The organism is Mesorhizobium sp. M0571, from assembly GCF_040320985.1.
In the GTDB taxonomy this organism is placed as follows: Bacteria; Pseudomonadota; Alphaproteobacteria; order Rhizobiales; family Rhizobiaceae; genus Mesorhizobium.
This window is the reverse complement of the sequence record NZ_JAMYQT010000056.1, coordinates 1-17,176: the sequence shown is the minus strand read 5'-3', so window position 1 is coordinate 17,176 and position 17,176 is coordinate 1. Positions and strand designations below refer to the sequence as shown.

Below are 17,176 nucleotides of genomic sequence, written 5' to 3'. Positions count from 1 at the left end.
GGCTCGGGACCTTGCTGATGGGCGAGATCGTCCGGCATCCCGGCAAGGAGCCCGGCCTCGCGGCCGCAGCAGCGTCCGTCGGGGTGGCGCTTGCGGTCGGCCTGGCCTTGTTGTTTGTCTTCGGGGAGGCGTACCTCAACAGCTCGACCGGGCCGATCGGCGGTTGGTTCTTGGGCGCTGCGTTCGTCCTCGGCTGCGGCCTGACTGGTCTCAGCATCGTGGCCGATCAGGCGTTCGTCGGCACTCTGCACAGCAGCCGCAGAATGATCCGGCAAGTGCTGTTTTCCACGTTCAAGCTGATGCTGATCGCCGCCGCCGCGGCCGCCGGCTACGCCTCCACTGCCACGATTCTTCTGACCTGGGTGGTCGGCCTGCTGGCGTCCTGGATCGGCGTCGATCTCTTGACCCGGGGCGGCGCGCGTCGCCTCGTTGGGCCCCCCGAGTTCCGGCTGCTGCATACGCTCCGACGCAAGGCGTTCGACCACTACGCGCTCGATGTCGCCTTGCAGGCCCCGTGCGTCATCATGCCCTACCTTGTGCTGGTTCTGCTGTCGCCGACCACCAATGCCGCCTTCGTGGCATTGTGGATGCTGGTCTCCATGGCCTCGTTGATACCCGCAGCCATGGCCACGGTGCTGTTCCCCGTGGTCAGAGCAAGCCCGAAACAATCCAGGCATGATATCCTTTTGTCGCTGACGGCGTCATTGCTCTTCTCGCTGGTCTGCGCCGCCTTTGTCTTCACCTTTTCGCAGGAGATCCTTGCGGTCTTCAATCCAGCCTATCCGGAGATCGCCGGTTCGAGCCTGCGCTTCCTCGGCTTCAGCCTGCTGGGATCGACGCTCAAATTTCATGCCTGCACGCTGGCGCGGCTGGGCGACAGGATGCGCAAGGCATCTCGCTGGTTCGCGCTGGGCGGATTTCTGGAGCTGTGCCTCGCGATCGCGGGGGCGAAGCTTGGCGGACTTCAAGGCCTGGTCCTGGGCTGGACGCTCGCCGTCAGCATCGAGGGGTTGTGCGCGGCCCTGACTTTGGCCTTCGCAATAAAACTTGATTCTGCCGCCGGCCCTGTGCACGAAGAACCGCGCCCCTCGCCGCTCCAGACTTGAGATGTCGTCCATGGCGGCCATGATGCGTTTGGAGGCGATGCGGATGTGGCGGCCATCTGGACGGAACTGAGCTGGCGCACCGGAACAAAAAGGCCGTTGACCGCCAGATTCGCGGCGCTTCGCATCCGCATTGCCGACGGGCCGCCTCGGCCTCGACCACTTAGAGAGCCGCTCCTGGCTGCAGGGCCTGCATCGACACGCGCTCATGACGATGATCGCTTATGCTTTCCTCCAGCGCCGCCGCCTGAGAGCGGTGTGGAGGAAAAAGAACAGCCAAAGGACCCCCCTCAGCCAACCCTACCCGCCGTGCGAAGAGCCCTTCACGCAGCCCTCCTACAATCAACGCCGGAGCGATGTCCTCACTGCCGCATTGGCTCACGACATCGACGCGACCACCTCCAGCATCACCTCCGTCGCGCCGCCGCCGATGGATAGGACGCGGGCGTCACGCGCTAGGCGCTCGATCGGGCTCTCGCGCATGAGGCCCATAGCGCCGTGGAACTGCACGCACGTATACGTGACCTCGTTGACGAGTTCGCCGCAGATGGCCTTCACCATCGAAACCTCGCGCAGGCAATCTTCGTCCGCCGCCATGCGCCAAGCGGTGGCATAGAGAAACTGGCGGCCTGCCTCCACCTTCGCAGAGAGCATCGCAAGACGTTCACGGATCGCCTGCATGTCCCATAGGACGCCCCCGAATGCGCGGCGAGCTTTCACCCAGGCGAGGGTCATATCGATCGCCGCCTCGGCCGCCCCTATCGCCATGCCGGCGAGCACAAGGCGCTCGTTCTGGAAGTTGCGCATGATGGAGTAGAAGCCCTGTCCCTCCCCGCCGAGCACGTTCTCGGCGGGGATACGGCAACCGTCGAAGACGAGCTCCGCCGTATCGGAGGAGCGCCAGCCGTGCTTGTCCAGCTCGCGGGCGACGCTGAAGCCTGGCGTGCCCTTCTCGACGAGGAACATCGTGATCCCGTGGCTTCCTGCCGAGGGATCGGTCTTGGCGGCGACGCAGTAGAGATCCGCGTGGACGCCATTCGTGATGTAGAGCTTCGTGCCGTCGAGGACGTAAGAGTCGCCCTCTCGGCGGGCGCGCGTGCGGATGGCCTTCACGTCCGAGCCCGCATCCGGCTCCGTGATGGCGACCGCGGTGATCACCTCGCCGCTGATAATGCCCGGCATCCAGCGGGCGCGCTGGGCTTTGGTCCCGTCGTGAAAGACATGCACGGAAGCCATGTCGGTATGGACCAGCGTCGCGCTTGCGACGCCGCCATAGGTCGAGCGCCCGAGCTCCTCGGCGAAGATGGTGGATGCGACCGCGTCCATCTCGGCACCACCGTACTCGGCCGGGTAGCGGATGCCGAAGAAGCCGAGTTCACCCATGCGGCGCAGGATCGGACGGGGAATGAACCCGTCCTCCTCCCAGCGATCCGCACGGGGCTTGATCTCCTCCTCGACGAACCGGCGCACCTGGTCGCGTAAGAGCTCATACTCCCCCGCCGCCCAAGGCAGCCCCGGTCCTCGCGCCGGTACCCAAGCTTTGTCCATCATCTTCATCCGCTCTGCTATGCAGTCCAACGCAAAAGCTTCCGTCCGGATTGGTACCCCAAGGCCATTCGGAGGCCTTCCGGTAAGCTAGAGTTCGATTTCCTCTCTCGGTCCTTCCGAGACTGAAGGGGCTCTGGAATCGGCCACCCAGAGCATTCCGTCGATCACTTCCGCCAGTCCGGCCACTGTCGGGCGCTCGAAGAGGTTGCGAAGCTGCACGTCGACGCCGAAGCTCCCCCGCATGCGCGACACCGCCCGCATCACCAGGAGCGAGTGCCCACCCAGGCCGAAGAAGTTGTCGTCACGGCCGATCGACTCGACCTTGAGGAGATCGCACCACAGCGCGGCCAGCGTCTTCTCGGTCTCCGTCGAGGGGGCGGCGAACTCTTGTGCAGGCTGGATGTTTTCCGCCGTCGGCTCGGGAAGCGCAGAGCGGTCGATCTTGCCGTTGGACGTGAGCGGCATCCGTTCGAGGCGAATATACTGCGTCGGAATCATGGACTCCAAGAGTTCTTCGGCGAGGTGGGTGCGCAGGTCCGCCACGGTCAGGGGTTTCGACGAGACATAGTAGGCCACAAGTCGTGCGATGCCGTCTTCGGCCGCTGGCGGTTCGACATAGCCGATTTGGGCCATAATCTCCTTGATGCGGGGTAGGTCCAGCTCGTCGTTGAGTTCGTCAATGGCTTCATCGCGGGTCTTCTGGCCGAGACGCACATCCCAGCTGTAGGGAAGGGCGTAGTTGTGATGTCCCCGCTGCTTCTTATGAACGTAGATGCCGACATCGTTGATGAGGCAGTTCGTGGAGCGTCCTGTATCCGCAGGCCGATCCCATCCCGCCTGCGTCTTCAGGAAGTCGAGCATGTCCTCCAGAGGGACGCTCCAGTAGCGGTAGAAGTCGATGAACTTCACTTCCTCGAATACTGAGTCGTTCCGGAAGGCATCCACGTCGAGATAGCGCGACACAGCATCCTCGCGGCGGTGATACTCCTTGCGCGCCTCGGCGATGAGCGCGTCCAGACGGGCCGGATCGTAGTCGTCCCGCTTGAAGACCTCCTCGGTCAGGCGCGTCTCAAAGAACTGGCCGCGGGACAACCCAGTCACGATGTACCCGATCCCTCGTTCGCGGGCGACGTTCGTGGCCAGGGTGTAGATCGTCTTGAAGCAGCCGTTGCAGACGTTCGCGAAGCGTTTCAGGCTGTCGACGAAGATCTCGTTCATATGCGGCGTGCTTCCCCAGTGGTGATCCACGCCGAGGGAATTCACGAGCCGCCTGATATTGGCCTTGGCTCCTTCCGAAATGAAACCGTTGTCGAGGGTGAAGGTAAGCGGCTTCACCCCCATGGCGACGAGCTTGCACAGCATAAAACTGCTGTCTTTGCCGCCGCTCAACAGCACGATGCAGTCGTAAGGTCCCCTCCGGTTAGCCTGCATCTCCGCGATGAGAACCTGGAGGTCATCCGATGTCTTGAAATAGGTCTGCGCCTTGTCGACATAGGTGTCGAAGGCCCGGCATAGATTGCAGACGCCTGCCGCATTGAACGTCGTGCCGGGCAGGCCGGACGCAACACCGCACCGTTCGCAATAACGCACTTGTACCGCTGGTTTCGCCACCGAGGTGGCGATGGCAGCGACAGCGCATTCCTGAACGTGCGGGTGCTGCAGAAGCCGGGCTTCGATCTCGCCCAGCTCGACACGCGCGCCACCAACCTTCACCTGATGATCTGCGCGGCCGAGAAAGTCCAGGCGCCGTTCCGAGTTCCAGCGGGCGAGATCGCCCGTCTTGTACAGCCGCAGCTTCGAAAACCCATCTCGGGGATCGATGGCCGTGAGGAAACGCTCGTCGGTCAGGTCAGGGCGATTGAAATAGCCTCTCGCGAGACCGTCGCCGGCAATGAACATCTCACCGATGATGCCGGGGGCGGTGGGCTGATGTGCCTTGTTGAGGACGTAGATGCCCGCATTGGCGGCCGGAACGCCGATCGGCACCGATGCGGATTGATCCCGGTCGATGTCGAAACGGTGAATCATGCAGCCCACAGTGGCTTCGGTTGGTCCGTACTCGTTGTAGACCTCGATAGGATGGGGGATGGCTTTCGTGATATCGCGAGCCAACTCGGTCTTGAAGTCCTCGCCACCCACGATGAACTTGCGCAGCCTTGTGGTCTCAAGATTGCGGTCGCGGATCATCGCGAGATGCGCCGGCGTCAGCTTCATGATATCGACGGCATTGTCGTCGATGACCTTGAGCACGACCATGCTCTGGACTCCGGGATCACCAAGATAGACCACGATGCGGCCGCCGGTGATGAGTGGCGTGAAGAGCGTCGTGACGGTCAGGTCGAAGGCGAGGGATGAAAAAAGGGGCCATCCGAGACGTTCGCCGGAACTGTACACCCGAGCGGCCCACCCGATGTAGTTCACCAGATTCCTGTGCTCGATCACGACGCCCTTGGGCGTGCCGGTCGAGCCGGAGGTGAAGATGATATAGGCGGCGCCGTCCGGAGTGGCAGCGGACGGTCCGGCCGAGTCCGGCTGATTCAAAATCGACCCGAAATCGGCGTCGAGCACGAAAATGTCGGCAAGGTTCGGGGAAATGACGGATTGCAGGCGCGCCTGAGTGATCGCCACCGGCGCCCGCCCGTCGGTCCCGTTGGCAATGTCCTTCAGGATTGTTGCGAGACGCCCCTTCGGCGTTGCCGCATCCACCGGCACATAGGCTGCGCCGGACTTCAGGACGCCTAAGATCGCGACGACGACTTCAATGGAGTGCTCCATGAACACAACGGCAATCCGACCCGGCCCCACGCCGGTCGACGTCAGATGCGTGGCCATCTGGTTGGAGCGTTCGTTGAGCTGCTGGTACGTCAGCGTTGCATCGCCGAAGCGGATCGCTTCAGCGTCAGGACTACGCGTCGCCTGGTCGCGGAAGAGATCGATGATCGTCCTGTCCGACGGGTAGGGCGCTGCCGTGGCGTTGTACTCGACAACCAGCGCCTGATGATCGGCATCTTTCAGCAGGGGAAGCGCTACGCCCTCCGCCGCGATAGGAAGGACTTCATTCATGAGATATACGCTCCCCATTGCGGAAATCAAAAAATCAAATCACGTCAATCGTTCAGCTTTTTGGGTTGCCTGGCGATAAAGCTCTGCGATGGCAGGCGCGTCCGGATCCTCCAGCATAAGGGGACCGTTGCAGTCCTCGGGCCCGAAATAAAATTCGGCATGGGGCACCACTCGAAGCCACCGGTGCGGTGCTGCACCCGATCGCAGCCAGGCCTTGTTCGGAAGAAATATGCATACTCGACCAGAATACGGAGTGGGAATGTACCGCCGCAAAGCCGTGATCGCCGTCGATTTGAGTCGAGCTCTGCTCGCCAGCACCGGATCTGTCGTGACAGGCTCTTTGCTTTTGCGAACGAGGGGCACGAGGGCGCGGACGCGCTCGCCGAGATTGCGGAGGCGACTGCCGAAATATCGGAGACGGGCGCCGAATGTCGGCAGCTTCGCCATCTCTCGCAGCAACGAATCGGCGCTCCGCCTGGCAAAGAAATACAGCAGACGCGGCAATTCCTTATAGGTGGTGGGATGAAGAGGGCCAAACAGCGCTATGCAGGGGACCTCCGCTCCGCGTTGACCCAGCGTTTTCGCCAGTTCGAAAGCGGTTGCAGCGCCGGAGCAGTAACCGGCGATGACGTACGGACCGGTGGGCTGATATTCGACGATCTGGCGGGCGAAGTACTCGGCGATATCTTCGACGCGGTCCATCGGCTCGCTCTGCCCATCGAAGCCAGACGGTTGGAGTGCGTAAAACGGTTGATCGCCGCCCAGGTGCTTCGACAGGTCCGAGAATGAGAAGGGCGCCCCGATATGCCCGGGTACGGCGTAAATGGGCGTGCGTGTTCCGCGAGACTGCAGGGGAATGATTGCCGGCTGTTGCCGGGCCGCCGCCGTGGCCATATTCAGAAACGCGATGATCTCGCCCTTCCGGTCCCGCAACTGGTCGCGAAACTCCGCCGTCAGTGCGCCAGCTGGGGCGTTGCACCGCAGCCGGTCGCCCTCTACCCAGACCTTGATGTCCTTGACCGCGAGGTCTGCGAGAAGCTCCGGGAACTGCATCACTTCCGCCGACATAGGCCTTCCGATCACTTTCTTCCTGATTCACGACGGAGCCGAAGTGGTTCCCGCGTCCCAGTTCCTCCAGCACGACGGTTTCATCGATGAAACCGCCGCTCTTTCTCCATACGCCTGGGACATGTCAGTGAAGCGCTGTCCCGTGTTCTCAACCGCGACCCACCGCGAAGTGTGGGAAACAAGTCCGGTTCGAATGAACTTGCGTGCAGTCCAATGGAATTGGTTGAGCTCCTCGTTTATCCGCAGTGCATCGTAAGTGAATTATGGCATCGCGGGCACTTCAATTCCGGACTACCACTCAATTCCGGACTACCACGGTCCCGATGTACCCAGCTTTCGGTACGAACCTACGGACAGCCCATTCCCTTTCATCCCAAGAAAGGGGCTGTCCTAAGCCGCACCCCAGGGCCTTAGAGATAGCCTCCAGCCGGGTCCAGCGCCGGAGGAAGCCTTCCAGCCGGTCTTCCGGACCAAGCGCGGTGTAGGACCCATACTCGGAGGCGGAAAAGCAATGCGCTGCGATCTCGTCCGCTTCGGGCACAGGGAGAACTGCCTCGATGTCCACCCCGACCTCCTGCCTGGTCGAGAGGGCGACGACCGCCACATCTCCGGATCGCGAGACGCTGAAGCGCAAATCGCGAGCAGGCATGCGGTGCGAGAGGTGGGGTTTGCCTAGGCGTCCATATTCCAGTTCGACGTCGGACGGCGAGATTCCCAGTTTGGAGGCGAGGACCCGGCGCAGCTGCCCACGGCTAGCGACATAGCGGCGGCGGTCCGGCTCCAGTCTCAACCCCTCGGCGCGCCGACGTTCCTCTTCGTTGAGGCAAACGCCTATCTCGCGGATGACGTTCTGCTCCGCATCGAGCATGAATGCCAGGACCTCCAAACCATCATTCTCGAGAACCGGCATTATGATCCCGGGTCTCAGCTCGACTTTATCCAAAAAGTTTGGAGGGGGCGGTGCCGGCTCCGCAAGAGGCTGACTGACGCCGAATCTGACGGGTCGAATTAATCGATGTCCCGAGACAGCATGAAAATTCCAGCTCGCGCCCAATGCGCCATGGCGATCGTCCCCGCCCGCGCCAGAAAATTGGATCAAGTCGAACTCAGGGCAGCAGTCAGAAGTCATACGTGGATTCCGATCGCTGGGAGCGCTCATGCGCAGAAGTGCAATTCTTTCTAATGAACGGCAGCGCCATTCGTGCGGATTTCCCTGATGGAACAACCACGTAAGGACGAAAGCAAGGAGCGCCTGGTGGATATTTTGATGTATGGATGGGCTACATCAAAAGAACCAGACATGCTGCTGCTCGCAAGGGGTCTGGTGGAGGCGAAACTGCCAAATTTTTGTTGCCGGATTGACAATGAACTGGCGCTCCAATGATCTCCTGCTCTGACGAGCAAGGCTGCTGCGCCGGGTTTTGCCTAAGAGCAGTTACCTGGATGCGGAATTAGATCAGATCAAAGCAATCTCCGCGCCTTCGCTTGTGCGGCCGAGTGACCGCCTGGCGATGGGCTTTTGCTGCTGGACGACGGAAGCCTCCCGGCCTGTCCGCGAGGCCTTTATGCCTTATGGAAGACTTGGTTACTGGGGACGACGCGATAGCGCCGTCGTAAAGATCCAATTCGGATTACCTCTTTTGAGTAATTGATCGGTTCTCAATAGGTCCGCATCGCCAGTCCCGTTCGAACATCGCCGATTCGGCTTGGTTCCACAGCGGGCCCGGCTGGCGTCCTGCTCGGCGGTGGAGGCACGCGGAGAGAGGCGGGCGAGGCGGGCGGCGATCTCGACCGTCTTTCCGACGAGCTTGGATTCGGCCGCCGCGGGCGACGCGCGCCAGTCCCGCATTGTGGGCGTTGCGCAGCCGCCCGGGGGACGATCATGTCGATCGGTGCCCGATCATCTCCGCAAGGTCCCAGCCAAACAGCGCGCCGGCCGCATGGTTGGCGAACCGGATGACGCCGTGGACGTCGATGGTGAGGATCGCAAGCTCCGTGGCGCCGGCAAAGCCCATCATCGTCCCGCGGGCGATCTCGCTGCGGCGCAGCTCCAGCTGCTGCATCACGAGCGCCGCGGCCGCTGCGGTGAACCTCGCCCTGCCGGCGGCGGATCAGGTGGACCAAGGGTACTCCTGCAGGGCAGAAGGGGGCCGAAAGGCCCTCATTCAACGACTTAATATGGTGGCTACGCGGCTACTTGTAATCTATGGCTCCAGCGGTAGGAGTCGAACCTACAAGCCTTTCGGCGTCGCATTAACGGTGCGGTGCGTCTACCAATTCCGCCACGCTGAAACATAGATTAGAGAGCCCGCCGCGCGAACTGGTGCTCTGATCCCGAATTGAACGGAATACGCGCTGTACTTATCCGGCACTACCGATAGTCCAAAGTGGCCAGCACCGACGACGGTCACATCGCATAACGCAGACAAATCCAACCTCCCCTTGGTCCTCGCCTGCCGAAGGGCCGAACCCGCCGATCGATTGTCCAAGAACCTGCCCCCAATACTTGATATAAAGTGGCGGCTCCGTTTTTTCGGTCGACGCTTCAAGCCGCGGCCTGCTTCATGTGAGCAGCAATGGTCCCTAGCACCCGCTTGGCACCGCGCAGCTGTGCCTCGATGCGGCGCTCTGGACTGTCTCTGCCTATTGCGATCCACTTCATGGGATGCTCCGCATTAGCCAGGTGGGACTTGTGCCCGGCGAAGCCTGCCAGAAAATCGTAGCCGCACTCCCCGCGTCCGATGCTGTCCTCAATAGCCAGCACATGGCTGATAAGCCCAGGCTTGAGCCGGCCATCGCGCTCATAAAGAAAGCCGCTTTGATAGTTGAGAACACGGCCGTCATACACGAAATTGTACAGGACCCCGACTGTCTGGTCCCCGGCCAACGTCCGTGAGATGCGGACGGTCCCCGTGGGAACGCCGCGCGTAATGAGCTCCTCGTGAAATCGACGGAAGCTCGGGTTGGCAAAGGCTCCCCTGCGTCCCCATCGCGCCTGATGAAGCTCGGCGAGCAAATCAAACGCGGCGAGCGCCTCCGATGTCACTTCGACAGTCCGGAACGCAATGGGGCCGCGTTCCGCATATAACCGCATGGCACGGCTTACCGCTTGGCGAGTATTGCGGCCCAATGTGGCGCGGTAATTTGCGCCTTTCTGGCGGACTTTGGCGAAATCGATCCACCGTGCCGTATCTTCTGCTTTCACCTCGGTCAGGAGCCCGGCCCGGCCCGCGGTGCGACAAGCGGCCGACTCGAAGTCCGGATCAATTCCGGAGAGCACCAGTTGGTCAGAGCGGCGCAAGTGATGCGCCAAGGCATCGACGCATGCCACTCGAGTGGCATCGGCCAGGGATCGCTCCGCAAGAATATCGTTGTACTCGATGAACAATCGATCGAATCGAACATCTCCGGTTTCATTGAGCAGCCAACGCGCCCGCGCATGCCGCCCGAAACTCCACGCCCTCCGCCGGCAAATAATCGCCAACCCAACGATCCTGCTTGACGTCCGAGCGACTAGAACATGTGGTTGCGCGCCCCCCGGCAGATGCCGCAGCCAAGTTCCGATCCAGAGCCAGGACAGATAGAATGAGTGAGTTGCTCGCGCTTCGAGCTCCCTCCAAGCGGTCTCGAGTCTCGCGATGTCCGGCAACGCCTCCACGGTAACGTCGATGACCGTATCCTGGCGCATGGCTTGTTCTACTGAAGCCACGCGATAGGGTTCCACATCGACGGCTGAGACATCAAGAGGTCCTGATATACAACCATCTTCCTGATACTTTGCGCATTGCGGCGGGAATGCCAGGAGTATCCTCGCTGCGCGCTGCTGTTCGTCCATGGAGCACTCGGGGTTTTCCTGTTTGGAGAAGACTTCATGTCGGGAGGCGCTAAAAGTGAAGACCCTATTCGTGACTACTCACGGAGAGCTAGTCTGTGCCTGCTGGAGCAGTACGAGCGAGCGCTTCACACGGCCCCCTTTAGAGCGGCCCCGACCACCGAACGGAGTTCCCAGGCATTGTCTCGAACCGCGGCGGCTCGCGCTCTCATTTATAGCCGAGCAGGCGAATCCCCATCAGGTGCCGAAGAACCGAATTCGAAGTGGGTCTCGATCGCCCCCGCCAAACTCGTTGCATGACCATTTCGAGCATGATCCCAATTTTGGCAGGAACGAGCACATTAACGGCCCCATGGCCGAACAGCACAGCCTGCTTTCGAAGGCCAATCCCCGTAAACGCGCGTGACAGCTCACGATAGCTATATTCCTTCAGGTGGAATCCACATGCAACGTTGTCAAAGTATACCGAAATGTCGTGAGGACCCGTGACGGCGTTTGGAGTGATGCAATAGTAAGCACCGCCGGGTGAAAGAACACGATATACCTCAGAAAGCTGCCTTACTGCGTCGTCGGGGTGGAGGTGCTCCATCAACTGATCGCTGAACATAAAATCGAGACTATCATCGGCGAAAGGTAGATGAATACCATCGATCTTGACGAATTGAAAATTGGCGGGCTTCTCTCCAGGCGGCAGTAACGCGTCAGTTACGTCGATTGCGTTTACTGATGAGCAATGATTGCACATGCTGAGGCTAAGCTTACAATCGCCAGCCCCCAATTCGCCGAAGCGCGCGCCTTTCTGGATAAGCGTTCTTAGAAGGGCGGTCTGAAGATTGACTATACGATCGTCTCTGTATTCATTCCTATTTTGGGGATGATCTTCGAGGGAAGTGAAAAGCTTGCCGTACACTTCAGCATAGAGGCTGAGCCGAGCGTCTTGATCTGAATTCAGCAGCTGAGCAGCCAGAGCTTTCTCGATTTGATAGTGCGCAAATATCCGCTCGGGCGTGCGCGCGTCGTGACAAAATTCCGAAATCTTTGACCAATCCCGCTTGATGGGCACCTGTATCGCGTTCGATGTCATCTCACTGCACCTTTGTCAGTGATCCGAACTCCTGAGCGGAGGCGGACATGCTCGTTCATAAAGCGGTTCAGGCTGTCGGCGACGGCGAGTGGTCGTTTCGCTTCCCACTTCGTCCCGACGAGTTCATCTACGCAGGCCAGCCATGCAGACCAATCTCCTTGCCGGGCATCAATTCGGACCGATCCTACTCCCTCACCACGCGGGAAGGCTCGACATCGTTGGGGTTCGACGCGGCCGGCAAGCTCTCGCCGGTCGGCGACGAGGTCGGGACCGGCGAACCGGCCGGCTCTCTTGGCTCGCTTTCGCCCACGATGATGTTGACGAGGTCGCCTGGCCGCAACAGGGTCATCCCGACGGACTCGATGCTGACCGGCCCGGCTGCCGATTGCCGCACGATTTGATAGGTTGCGCTGTTCGCGTCCTTAGCAAACTGGACGGGGGTCATCGGCAACGTGTACAGGACGCCTTCGCTGGCGTTCAACTCGCGCACATTGGCCGCGATCTGGCTCTCCGTGGTCTCGATCTCAATCTCCAGATCGTTCCTGAGGTCGGCCCGGGTCCGCAACACGTCAGACTCCAGCGAAGCGAGGCGCTGCTTGGCGCTTGCGTACTGGTTAAGGGCGTCCTGCCGACGCTGTTCCGCGTCGGACAACTCACTCTGGATCTGATCCATCACCGTCATGCTGAGAACTTTGCGGTCCACGAGCGTGCGCATGCTGTTGACGCGCTCCTGGCGCAGCTTGACGAGTTCGTCGAGCGACTTCATGCGCCCATAAGCGACAACATCCTGCTTAGCCGCCTCGAGCGCACGCAGGTTCGCGCGCTCGCGATCCTTGCGGGCCGTGGCGACGGCCTTGCGCCGCTCGCTCTGCTCGTTGACGAGGTTGGCAGCTTCGGTCGCGCCGGCCAGTTCCAGCAACTGGCGCGGGATAATGGGTGCCGTACCGTCGCGTTCGGCCTTCAGCACCGCCGTGCGCGCGAGCAACTTCAACATGGCATCGATCGCCCCGCTCCGCTTCTGGGTCTCACGCACGGCTTCGATCTTCTGCCACGGCTCGCTCTCGGCCCGGTCGAGTCCGCCGGCCAGCGCGATCGCGTGCAGGATCGTCATGCCGGCCGCGTACTTGAACGAGCCTGGATTCTTGACCGGCCCCAGCACGTAAATGGGCGGGCGCTCCAGCGGCAGGATGTTGACCAGTCCCTCGCGGCCCTGCAGTTGATTGAAGGTTTCCACCAGGTCGGCCTGTACCTGTTGCGTCGACCGGTTGGCGACCGGAATGGAGCCAAGCAAGGGCACGGAAATCGTGCCGTCCTCTTGGACAATATATTCGCCGCTCAGTTCCGGACGCTGCAGGATGCCGCGCAAGGCCGAGGACGCGCCCCCCCACTTGTCTTCCTCGACGTCGACGCGCTCGTAGAATGCGACCTTGAGGCGGTCGCCGACGCCAAACAGGGCTCCGGTTGGCATGCCTGGCGCCTTGCTGAGGGATTTGGGGCGCTCGGCACTGGTGGGGACGGCAGGGACGACGCTCCGCTCGACCGACGCCGCGGCCGATGCATCCGGCCCCGTGGTGAGGGTTTGGGGGGGCTCGGCACTGGTGGGGACCGCAGGGACGGCGCTTCGTTCGACGAACGTCGCGGCCGACGCATCCGGTCCCGACACGATCGCACGGGAGGGTTCGGCCGTGGCGTGGCCCGGCTGCTCTTGCCAGCTATCGATAGCAGCAGACACCTTCTGCACCACGGCTCCGGAGACATCCTCGACCCTCTGCACCACGGCTTCGGAGACATCCTGGACCCTCGGCACCACGGTTCCGGAGGCGTCCTTGACCTTCTGCACCACGGCTGCGGAGGCGTCCTTGACCTTCTGCACCACGGCTGCGGAGGCATCCTCGACCTTCTCCATTACGGCTGCGGAGGCATCCTCGACCTTCTCCATTACGGCTCCGGAGGCATCCTCGACCTTCTGCATCATGGCCGCGGAGGCATCCTCGACCTTCTCCATTACGGCTCTGGAAACAACCTCGATGGGCTCCCAGTTTCTAACCGCTCCCGCTCCCAGGACGGCGACCCCGAAGACCCCCAAGACAAGCAGGACCGCCTTCATTCCCCTGCGGCGGGCCGCCTGTGATGAGGGAGTGACGGGCTCGGAATTGTATTTTGCATCCATGGCCATGGCGCGTGGCTTTCACTTTCAATGGTGGCCAGCCCGTCCCGAAGTGGCGAGCATCGGTCGAAACGAGGAAGGCTCTGCCTTATCGTGACCCTTCACCGCTAGCGGCACAACTATCCCTTTGTAGGCACTCCTTCTGGATAGACACCCCCTCCGGCGAACTCGTCCAATGAGCAGATTGCTGCGCTGAAGGAGAACCTCTTTGATAGCAAACGGGACAAAGGCGATCGAGCGCAACGAAGAGCCGGAAATAGTGGTCCGACGCAGCGTCTCGAACCCCCTGCGGCCCCAATATGCATTCGCAGAATGGCTGGCCGTCTCCAACTTCGTCGTCCAGGCCCTGGAGAAACGAGTCGATCACGATCTCCGGCTCCGATCATTCTGCTACGTCGATGACCTGATCGACGGCTTGACTCGCCTGATGAATGAAGAGGCGACCTCGACGAGGCCGTCAACCTTGGCAATCCTACCGAGGTAGCAATAGCAGAACTGGCCCGCCTCACTCATTTCTCTCGCCGGATCTCACCAGGATCGAATTCCGGCCCCTGCCAAAGGACTTCCCCGGCAGTGCTGCCCCGATATGGGCCGCCCCAGGGGCCGCGCCAGGCAACTCCTCTATTGCTCACCGCAGGTGCAACGCAAGGAGCGGCTCGGCAGACCATCGCCCATTTCGATGCCCGGAAGGCATCCGTGCTTCCGTGCTGTTGTGGGCGCTGCGCCGCATCGCGTTGGTCCACACTCAGTCGCCACTGCCAGCTGTGGCACGTTGCTCCTCAAGCTGCTGAGGCTCGGGCGCTGGTCAGGATCAGCGCGCGCCGCGTCAAGATCGCCTTCTCCTTGGCCTGTGCCGTCATCCCAAAATGGGCCGCGGCGCGGCCCCTGGGCCCGTGGTTCTCCCGCCTGACGCCGCGCCGTCCCGCGCCAGACCGGCGGCAGCGGCTACGGCCGACGGGAGATCAAGGCCCGGCAACCCTCGCGGCCCGCGCATCCGGCGCCACTATGGTGCTGGCTGCCGCCCGGAGCAGCTGAAAGCCAGGGCTCGCACCCCTCACCAAGGCCTCAGGCTTGAGAAACCGGGGTAGCCCTCGACGATGCTACCCTACGCCTAAAGAGGGTGTTCTTGTATAGGGTTTTCCTAGCGTAAGGTAACTGGTCAAAAAAGAAACTATGCGTGGAGCGCCGTGCGAGACGCGCGTACCTCAAATGCGTCAGGGGAGGCTACGATGACAACGAAATCCTTGATGACCACAAAATCTTTTATAGCAGTGCTTGTTAGCCCAAGAGAGTTACTCCGAGAGGGTCTTGTTCTAATTCTGGATGCAGCAAAGTTTCGCATTCTTTTCTCTGCGGCTTGTGTTCACGACCTTCTGCAGAAGCCGCTACCCAAGCACCGGTCCATCTTGCTCATCATGGATGTCGACGGTCGTGATGCGGATGCTGGATTCGCACAAATTGCAGAGTTTAAAGCGATTTATCCGACCAGCCATGTCGTTGCGCTAGCCGATCACTGTCGACCGCACGATATAGTTTCAGCCCTCCGTGCGGGGGCTGACGCGTATTTGACAAAAGTTGCCGCTCACGACACCTTCATCAAAGCTCTCGAATTGGTTATGCTAGGTCAGACGGTTCTACCTGCAGAAACTTCGACGTTTATTCAGGACATAAGACGTGGTCTGAATTATGATGCGGTACATGAGTTTACAAATGTGGCTGTCACAATGGAGAACGCTGATCGAGAACCGTCAATGTTGTCAAGTCGGGAAGATTGTATTATACGTTGCTTGATCGGAGGGGAGTCTAACAAAGCAATCGCGCGCAAGATTAACATCGCCGAAGCGACGGTGAAGGTGCACGTGAAGGCCATCCTTCGAAAGATTCGGGTCGGCAACCGTACCCAGGCTGCAGTTTGGGCGATGAACCATGGTATGCTCACTTCCGCTCCTGGCAATGGCCCGTCAGGGACGGAAAAGACGGCAACTCAGCCTTCTCCCCATCCGCAAGAGCTACTTGAAGCACAAAAGGAGTACCACCTTCTCAAGAACACTCATCCGATGTGACCGCCTTTTTTACTATCCATTTTGAAGTTGAGGGATTCATCCAAGTGGGCAAGACCAAAATTGCTCCTGGATTTTCGTTCACGAAAGCCCGGATCGGAACGGTCGAGGGCGGAGAATCCGGGGTTCTGGTGTGGAAATCGGACCAACTGGTCGCGGTCCTTACTCAGATCGACGAGGAAGCCTACTCCACGAAGGGCAAATGGTTCCTCGAGACAGGCTTCGGGCTGCTTAGCGGGCAGCACAAGAATTTCGATACGATCGAAGACGCCATAAGATGGGTGGCCAGACACACTTTCCCTGACACTGCAGATGGATCGGCGGATTCTGCGGCAGGAAGTTAACCCGAATCGCGGTCAGCTTCCGAGCTGGCCGAAGTCGCGCATTTCCCTTTCCAGAGGACTGCACAACAAGATCATCGCGACGAAGCCGGGCGCTTCGGAGCACCCCGCCAAAATCCCCCTACAGCATACTATCAGGAAGCTCGGGGCAACGAACCAGACCGGGGCGGGGGCCGCTGTATCTCGGGCGGTTCCCGGATGCCATTCACTGCAACGGAGATCCGCCGACTTTCACTAGCGTCCGGACCCATAAGGGGGATGCCCGTTGGCAGCGGTTTCGTGATTCACGGTCTCCAAAGGGAGACCAACGATGAATCGCGATCATTTCTGGTTGACGGAGGAGCAGTTCGCGCGGCTCGTGGCGCTTCTGCCGACCGATACGCGCGGCGAGCCGCGGGTTGATGATCGCCGGGTCATCAGCGGCATTGGCATGTCCTGAAGTCCGGGGGTCGTTGGGTCGATGCGCCGGAGACCTACGGCCCGCGCAAGACGCTCTATAACCGCTTCGTCCGATGGGCCGCCAAGGGCGTTTGGGTCGACATCTTCCATGTCCTGGCCTCGGCTGGCGGACCGCCGGCACAGGTGCTCATCGACTCCTCCGCCGTGAAGGCGCATCGCTGCGCTTCAGGCGGCAAAAGGGGGAGCAAAATCAGGCGATCGGCCGGTCGCGCGGTAGGCGAACCACGAAGATCCATGCCCTGACCTATCGCCAATGCCGTCCAATCGCTTTCCTTCTGACCGGCGGCCAGGCCGATTGCACCGCCGCGGATTTGCTCCTGGAGCAGATGCCCAAGTGTCGATCCTACAGAACATCCCGCCGAAGGCTAACCGGCGCTGGAAAAACTGCTTCTCACCGTTCCTCTACCGCGAGCGCAACGCCATCGAGCGCATGTTCAGGCGCCTCAAGGAT

The 17,176-nt window shown here is 60.9% G+C and carries 12 protein-coding genes, 1 tRNA gene and 2 pseudogenes; 6 read left to right on the top strand and 9 right to left on the bottom strand.

Features of this window, described 5'->3' with window-relative positions; translation table 11 throughout:
* Nucleotides 1–17 precede the first annotated feature (17 nt).
* Together NKI85_RS32605 and NKI85_RS32600 are read left to right on the top strand one after the other, a co-directional pair.
* Entirely contained in the window at nucleotides 18–1,106 is a 1,089-nt protein-coding gene (locus NKI85_RS32605) for a hypothetical protein (RefSeq protein ID WP_352780092.1), read from the top strand.
* 51 nt (nucleotides 1,107–1,157) lie between these two features.
* A pseudogene (locus NKI85_RS32600) lies at nucleotides 1,158–1,474 on the top strand (hypothetical protein); the annotation flags it as partial.
* Between the two features lie 7 nt (nucleotides 1,475–1,481).
* Here NKI85_RS32600 and NKI85_RS32595 read toward each other — a convergent pair.
* From NKI85_RS32595 to NKI85_RS32580, 4 genes are all read right to left on the bottom strand, one after another.
* On the bottom strand, nucleotides 1,482–2,660 hold the full coding sequence (locus NKI85_RS32595) for an acyl-CoA dehydrogenase family protein (RefSeq protein WP_352528484.1): 1,179 nt from the start codon (nucleotides 2,658–2,660) through the stop codon (nucleotides 1,482–1,484).
* Between the two features lie 78 nt (nucleotides 2,661–2,738).
* Nucleotides 2,739–5,714, bottom strand: a complete 2,976-nt coding sequence (locus NKI85_RS32590; RefSeq protein WP_352780090.1) for an amino acid adenylation domain-containing protein — start codon at nucleotides 5,712–5,714, stop codon at nucleotides 2,739–2,741.
* A 39-nt stretch (nucleotides 5,715–5,753) separates the two neighbouring features.
* Complete coding sequence (locus tag NKI85_RS32585) at nucleotides 5,754–6,782, bottom strand: TubC N-terminal docking domain-related protein (RefSeq protein ID WP_352528488.1); 1,029 nt, start codon at nucleotides 6,780–6,782, stop codon at nucleotides 5,754–5,756.
* Nucleotides 6,783–7,080: 298 nt separating this feature from the next.
* Nucleotides 7,081–7,692 (bottom strand): 4'-phosphopantetheinyl transferase family protein, encoded by a 612-nt coding sequence (locus tag NKI85_RS32580; RefSeq protein WP_352780088.1) that lies wholly within the window; start codon nucleotides 7,690–7,692, stop codon nucleotides 7,081–7,083.
* Between the two features lie 306 nt (nucleotides 7,693–7,998).
* Between NKI85_RS32580 and NKI85_RS32575 the strand changes: the two genes are divergently transcribed.
* Complete coding sequence (locus NKI85_RS32575; protein WP_352528492.1) at nucleotides 7,999–8,166, top strand: hypothetical protein; 168 nt, start codon at nucleotides 7,999–8,001, stop codon at nucleotides 8,164–8,166.
* A gap of 496 nt (nucleotides 8,167–8,662) precedes the next feature.
* On the opposite strand, the gene NKI85_RS32570 is transcribed toward NKI85_RS32575, so the two are convergent.
* The 5 genes from NKI85_RS32570 to NKI85_RS32550 form a co-directional block, all read right to left on the bottom strand.
* A complete protein-coding gene (locus NKI85_RS32570) occupies nucleotides 8,663–8,845 on the bottom strand; it encodes a PAS domain-containing protein (RefSeq protein WP_352528494.1) in 183 nt (60 codons plus the stop codon).
* Between the two features lie 144 nt (nucleotides 8,846–8,989).
* Nucleotides 8,990–9,074 (bottom strand) — tRNA-Asn (locus tag NKI85_RS32565).
* A 253-nt stretch (nucleotides 9,075–9,327) separates the two neighbouring features.
* A complete protein-coding gene (locus NKI85_RS32560) occupies nucleotides 9,328–10,617 on the bottom strand; it encodes a GNAT family N-acetyltransferase (protein WP_352528496.1) in 1,290 nt (429 codons plus the stop codon).
* 205 nt (nucleotides 10,618–10,822) lie between these two features.
* Nucleotides 10,823–11,698 carry a class I SAM-dependent methyltransferase gene (locus NKI85_RS32555; RefSeq protein ID WP_352780085.1) on the bottom strand — a complete coding sequence of 292 codons (876 nt, stop codon included), beginning with the start codon at nucleotides 11,696–11,698 and terminating at the stop codon, nucleotides 10,823–10,825.
* Between the two features lie 184 nt (nucleotides 11,699–11,882).
* Nucleotides 11,883–13,703 carry a polysaccharide biosynthesis/export family protein gene (locus NKI85_RS32550; RefSeq protein WP_352780083.1) on the bottom strand — a complete coding sequence of 607 codons (1,821 nt, stop codon included), beginning with the start codon at nucleotides 13,701–13,703 and terminating at the stop codon, nucleotides 11,883–11,885.
* 1,391 nt (nucleotides 13,704–15,094) lie between these two features.
* Between NKI85_RS32550 and NKI85_RS32545 the strand changes: the two genes are divergently transcribed.
* From NKI85_RS32545 to NKI85_RS32535, 3 genes and pseudogenes are all read left to right on the top strand, one after another.
* A complete protein-coding gene (locus tag NKI85_RS32545; protein ID WP_352528502.1) occupies nucleotides 15,095–15,928 on the top strand; it encodes a LuxR C-terminal-related transcriptional regulator in 834 nt (277 codons plus the stop codon).
* 44 nt (nucleotides 15,929–15,972) lie between these two features.
* The gene (locus NKI85_RS32540; protein ID WP_352528504.1) at nucleotides 15,973–16,269 is read left to right on the top strand and encodes a hypothetical protein; all 297 of its coding nucleotides are present in this window, start codon (nucleotides 15,973–15,975) and stop codon (nucleotides 16,267–16,269) included.
* A 307-nt stretch (nucleotides 16,270–16,576) separates the two neighbouring features.
* Nucleotides 16,577–17,176: pseudogene (locus NKI85_RS32535) on the top strand (IS5 family transposase); the annotation flags it as partial.

Bases quoted from the DNA above. Each gene is read 5' to 3' on its own strand.
- NKI85_RS32555 (WP_352780085.1), bottom strand. From the start codon at position 11,698: ATGACATCGAACGCGATACAGGTGCCCATCAAGCGGGATTGGTCAAAG.
- NKI85_RS32575 (WP_352528492.1), top strand. From the start codon at position 7,999: ATGGAACAACCACGTAAGGACGAAAGCAAGGAGCGCCTGGTGGATATT.
- NKI85_RS32595 (WP_352528484.1), bottom strand. From the start codon at position 2,660: ATGAAGATGATGGACAAAGCTTGGGTACCGGCGCGAGGACCGGGGCTG.
- NKI85_RS32605 (WP_352780092.1), top strand. From the start codon at position 18: ATGGGCGAGATCGTCCGGCATCCCGGCAAGGAGCCCGGCCTCGCGGCC.
- NKI85_RS32585 (WP_352528488.1), bottom strand. From the start codon at position 6,782: ATGTCGGCGGAAGTGATGCAGTTCCCGGAGCTTCTCGCAGACCTCGCG.
- NKI85_RS32550 (WP_352780083.1), bottom strand. From the start codon at position 13,703: ATGGAGAAGGTCGAGGATGCCTCCGCGGCCATGATGCAGAAGGTCGAG.
- NKI85_RS32590 (WP_352780090.1), bottom strand. From the start codon at position 5,714: ATGAATGAAGTCCTTCCTATCGCGGCGGAGGGCGTAGCGCTTCCCCTG.
- NKI85_RS32545 (WP_352528502.1), top strand. From the start codon at position 15,095: ATGACAACGAAATCCTTGATGACCACAAAATCTTTTATAGCAGTGCTT.
- NKI85_RS32560 (WP_352528496.1), bottom strand. From the start codon at position 10,617: ATGGACGAACAGCAGCGCGCAGCGAGGATACTCCTGGCATTCCCGCCG.
- NKI85_RS32570 (WP_352528494.1), bottom strand. From the start codon at position 8,845: ATGCAGCAGCTGGAGCTGCGCCGCAGCGAGATCGCCCGCGGGACGATG.
- NKI85_RS32580 (WP_352780088.1), bottom strand. From the start codon at position 7,692: ATGCCGGTTCTCGAGAATGATGGTTTGGAGGTCCTGGCATTCATGCTC.